The sequence below is a fragment of the Leptothrix toolikensis (SeqCode) genome (genome assembly GCF_057922285.1).
This window is the reverse complement of the sequence record NZ_JBYSVC010000132.1, coordinates 1-3,829: the sequence shown is the minus strand read 5'-3', so window position 1 is coordinate 3,829 and position 3,829 is coordinate 1. Positions and strand designations below refer to the sequence as shown.

The following is a 3,829-nucleotide window of genomic DNA, read 5'->3' as shown; positions in this document are numbered from 1 at the left end:
TGGTCTCGATCCTGACCGTGCTCATGTTCTTGGGCGGCTGGCTCTCGCCGTTTGCTGCGCTCGATTTCATTCCGGGCTGGATCTGGCTGGCCATCAAGACCTTCGTCGTCGTGACCATGTTCTTGTGGATTCGCGCCACTTTCCCGCGCTACCGCTATGACCAGATCATGCGTTTGGGCTGGAAGATCTTTATTCCGATCACCTTGGTGTGGTTGCTCGTGGTGGGTCTGTGGATGCAGACGCCTTGGAATATCTGGAAGTGATCCGGCCCGCAGGGATTTCGGAATAGGAAGACACACACATGTTCTCAGTGGCCACCGTCAAGGATTTTCTATCGAGCTTCATGCTCTTGGAGTTGTTCAAGGGCTTGAAGTTGACCGGGCGGTATTTTCTGAAACCCACGATCACCGTGCAGTTTCCGGAAGAAAAAACGCCGATCAGCCCGCGTTTTCGCGGTCTGCATGCGCTGCGTCGCTATGACAACGGTGAAGAGCGTTGCATCGCTTGCAAGCTGTGCGAGGCGGTTTGTCCCGCCATGGCCATCACCATCGAGTCAGAGCAGCGTGCGGACGGCAGCCGTCGCACCACGCGCTACGACATCGATTTGACCAAGTGCATCTTCTGCGGCTTCTGCGAAGAAAGCTGCCCGGTCGATTCGATCGTCGAGACGCACATCTTTGAATACCACGGCGAAAAGCGCGGCGATCTTTACTTCACCAAGGACATGCTGCTTGCGGTCGGTGATCGCTACGAAAAAGAAATTGCCGCCAACAAGGATGCGGACGCCAAGTACCGCTGAGACGACATGGACACGACCACCGCGCTTTTCTATACCTTCTCGGCTGTGCTGCTGTTTGCCGCGTTTCGCGTCATCACAGCGCGCAGTCCGGTCCACGCAGCCCTCTACCTTGTGCTGGCTTTCTTCAACGCCTCCGGCGTTTGGATGCTGTTGCAAGCTGAATTCCTGGCCCTTTCCTTGGTGCTGGTCTACGTTGGTGCCGTGATGGTGCTGTTTTTGTTCGTGGTGATGATGTTGGACATCAACATCGACACGCTGCGCGAAGGCTTCTGGCGGCATTTCCCCTTGGCGGGTTTTGTCGGCGCGATCATCTCGGTCGAAATGGCCTATGTGTTGGTGCGCGGCTTCCATGTCTCGACCCCGCATCCCTTTGACGCTGCGGCGCTCAAGTTGGGCAACACCAAGATGCTCGGCATCGAGATCTACACCACGTATCTCCTGCCTTTGCAAATGGCCGCCGTTTTGCTTCTGGTGGCGATCATTGCAGCCATTGCCTTGACCCTGCGGCATCGCAAGGACAGCAAGGCCATGCAGGTCTCCGAACAGCTCAAGGCTCGCAAGGCCGACCGCGTGCGCATCGTCAAGATGGACGCCGAGCGTGACATCGCAGCATCGAAAGGACCCGCAGCATGACGCTCGCGCTTGGCCATTACCTGTCGCTCGGGGCGATTTTGTTCGCCCTGTCGGTGATCGGCATCTTCCTTAATCGCAAGAACCTGATCGTGCTGCTGATGGCCATTGAGCTGATGCTGCTGGCGGTCAACCTCAATTTCGTCGCCTTCTCCCACTACTTGGGGGACATGGCCGGACAGGTGTTTGTGTTCTTCATCCTGACGGTGGCGGCGGCTGAATCAGCCATTGGGCTGGCCATCTTGGTCGTGTTGTTCCGCAACCGCTCGACCATCAACGTTGATGAACTCGACTCGCTGAAGGGCTGAGGCCAAGAGGAAACCAGACACATGTCGCAGCTCTCGCAATCAACCTTGCTCACTATCGCCCTGGCCCCGCTGGCCGGGTCGATCATCGCCGGCCTGTTTGGCAAACAGGTGGGACGTCGTGGGGCCCACATCGCCACGATCTTGGGTGTGCTGATCGCCTTTGTGCTTTCGGCCCTGACCTTGTTCGATGTGCTGGGTGGCGCACGCTTCAACCAGACCATCTATGAATGGATGGTGGTGGGCAGCCTCAAGATGGAAGTCGGTTTCCTCGTCGATGGTCTGACCGCGATGATGATGGTGGTCGTCACCTTCGTCTCGCTGATGGTCCATATCTACACCATCGGCTACATGGAAGAAGACGACGGCTATCAGCGCTTCTTTTCGTACATCTCGCTCTTTACCTTCTCGATGTTGATGCTCGTCATGAGCAACAACTTCCTCCAGCTCTTCTTTGGCTGGGAAGCGGTGGGCTTGGTGTCGTACCTGCTGATCGGTTTCTGGTTCAAGCGTCCGACGGCGATCTTTGCCAACATGAAGGCCTTCTTGGTCAATCGTGTCGGTGACTTCGGCTTTATTTTGGGCATTGGTCTGATCGCGGCCTATGCCGGCACGCTCGACTATGTGGAGACCTTTGCCAAGGCCGGTGAATACGCCAAGCTGGGTTTCCCCGGCACGCAGTGGACGCTCATCACGGTGACCTGCATTTGCTTGTTCATCGGTGCGATGGGCAAGTCGGCGCAGTTCCCGCTGCACGTCTGGCTGCCTGACTCGATGGAAGGCCCGACCCCGATCTCGGCGTTGATCCACGCCGCCACCATGGTGACGGCCGGTATCTTCATGGTCGCGCGCATGAGCCCGCTGTTTGAGCTCTCGGACACCGCGCTGAATTTCATCTTGATCATCGGCTCGATCACGGCGCTCTTCATGGGCTTTCTGGGCATCATCCAGACCGATATCAAGCGCGTGGTGGCGTACTCGACGCTCTCGCAGCTCGGCTACATGACCGTGGCGCTGGGGGCTTCGGCCTACTCGGTGGCGGTGTTCCACTTGATGACGCACGCGTTTTTCAAGGCGCTGCTGTTCTTGGGCGCGGGCTCGGTGATCATCGGCATGCACCATGACCAAGACATCCGCAACATGGGCGGTCTGCGTAAGTACATGCCCATCACATGGATCACCTCCTTGGTGGGTTCGCTCGCGCTGATTGGTACACCGTTCTTCTCGGGTTTTTATTCGAAAGATTCGATCATCGAAGCCGTCCATGCCAGCCATCTGCCGGCTGCGCCTTGGGCGTATGCGGCAGTGGTGATCGGCGTGTTTGTCACGGCCTTCTACTCGTTCCGTATGTATTTCTTGGTCTTCCACGGCAAGGAAAACTTCCACCACAAGCCGTTCCCGGGTGAGCACGACGCCCATGACGACCATGGTCATGGTCACGACCACACACCGCATGAATCGCCTTGGGTGGTGACCGTGCCGCTCGTCTTGCTGGCCATCCCGTCGCTGCTTATTGGCTACGTGACCATCGGCCCGATGTTGTTCGGTGACTTCTTCAAGGACTCGATCCTTATCAACGCTGAGGCGCATCCCGCCATGCATGAATTGGCGCATGAGTTCCATAGCGCAGCGACGATGGCCATGCATGCGCTCACCACCCTGCCGTTCGCGCTGGCTCTGGGCGGTGTGGTCATGGCGTATGTGTTTTACATGGTCAACCCGGCGATCCCGGCGGCTTTGCATCGCACTTTGAGGCCGTTGGTGACCTTGCTGGAGAACAAGTACTACATGGATGCCTTCAACGAGCGGGTGCTCGCTGCTGGGTCGCGCCTGCTGGGTCGCGGTCTGTGGAAGGTTGGCGACGTGGCCTTGATCGACGGTTTGATCATCAATGGTTCCGCCAAGGCCGTGGGTTGGTTGGCGCAGATCGTGCGTCTGTTCCAAACCGGCTACATCTATCACTACGCCTTGGTCATGCTGGTCGGCGTGTTCGCGCTGATGACCTGGTTCATCTTGGTGCATCGCTGAGCGCAAGGGTTACGACGTCATGGCTTATCTTTCGCTTTCGATCTGGCTGCCGATTGCTTTCGGTGTT

Annotated in this window: 5 protein-coding genes; all 5 read left to right on the top strand. The window is 57.6% G+C overall.

The genetic code is table 11. The features are described 5' to 3' along the window. Nucleotides 1–263: NADH-quinone oxidoreductase subunit H (locus tag AC3VI7_RS12320; RefSeq protein ID WP_489671588.1), on the top strand; the 263-nt coding region annotated here is incomplete at its 5' end. Nucleotides 264–301: 38 nt separating this feature from the next. Continuing rightward, a complete protein-coding gene (nuoI, locus tag AC3VI7_RS12315; RefSeq protein WP_489667633.1) occupies nucleotides 302–799 on the top strand; it encodes an NADH-quinone oxidoreductase subunit NuoI in 498 nt (165 codons plus the stop codon). Nucleotides 800–805: 6 nt separating this feature from the next. Continuing rightward, nucleotides 806–1,432 carry an NADH-quinone oxidoreductase subunit J gene (locus AC3VI7_RS12310; protein ID WP_489667632.1) on the top strand — a complete coding sequence of 209 codons (627 nt, stop codon included), beginning with the start codon at nucleotides 806–808 and terminating at the stop codon, nucleotides 1,430–1,432. Beyond that, nucleotides 1,429–1,737, top strand: a complete 309-nt coding sequence (gene nuoK / locus AC3VI7_RS12305) for an NADH-quinone oxidoreductase subunit NuoK (protein ID WP_369415813.1) — start codon at nucleotides 1,429–1,431, stop codon at nucleotides 1,735–1,737. The genes AC3VI7_RS12310 and nuoK overlap by 4 nt, the downstream gene beginning before the upstream one ends. Before the next feature lie 21 nt (nucleotides 1,738–1,758). Continuing rightward, nucleotides 1,759–3,762, top strand: coding sequence for an NADH-quinone oxidoreductase subunit L (gene nuoL / locus AC3VI7_RS12300; protein WP_489667631.1), 2,004 nt, complete (start codon nucleotides 1,759–1,761; stop codon nucleotides 3,760–3,762). The last annotated feature ends 67 nt before the right edge of the window (nucleotides 3,763–3,829 follow it).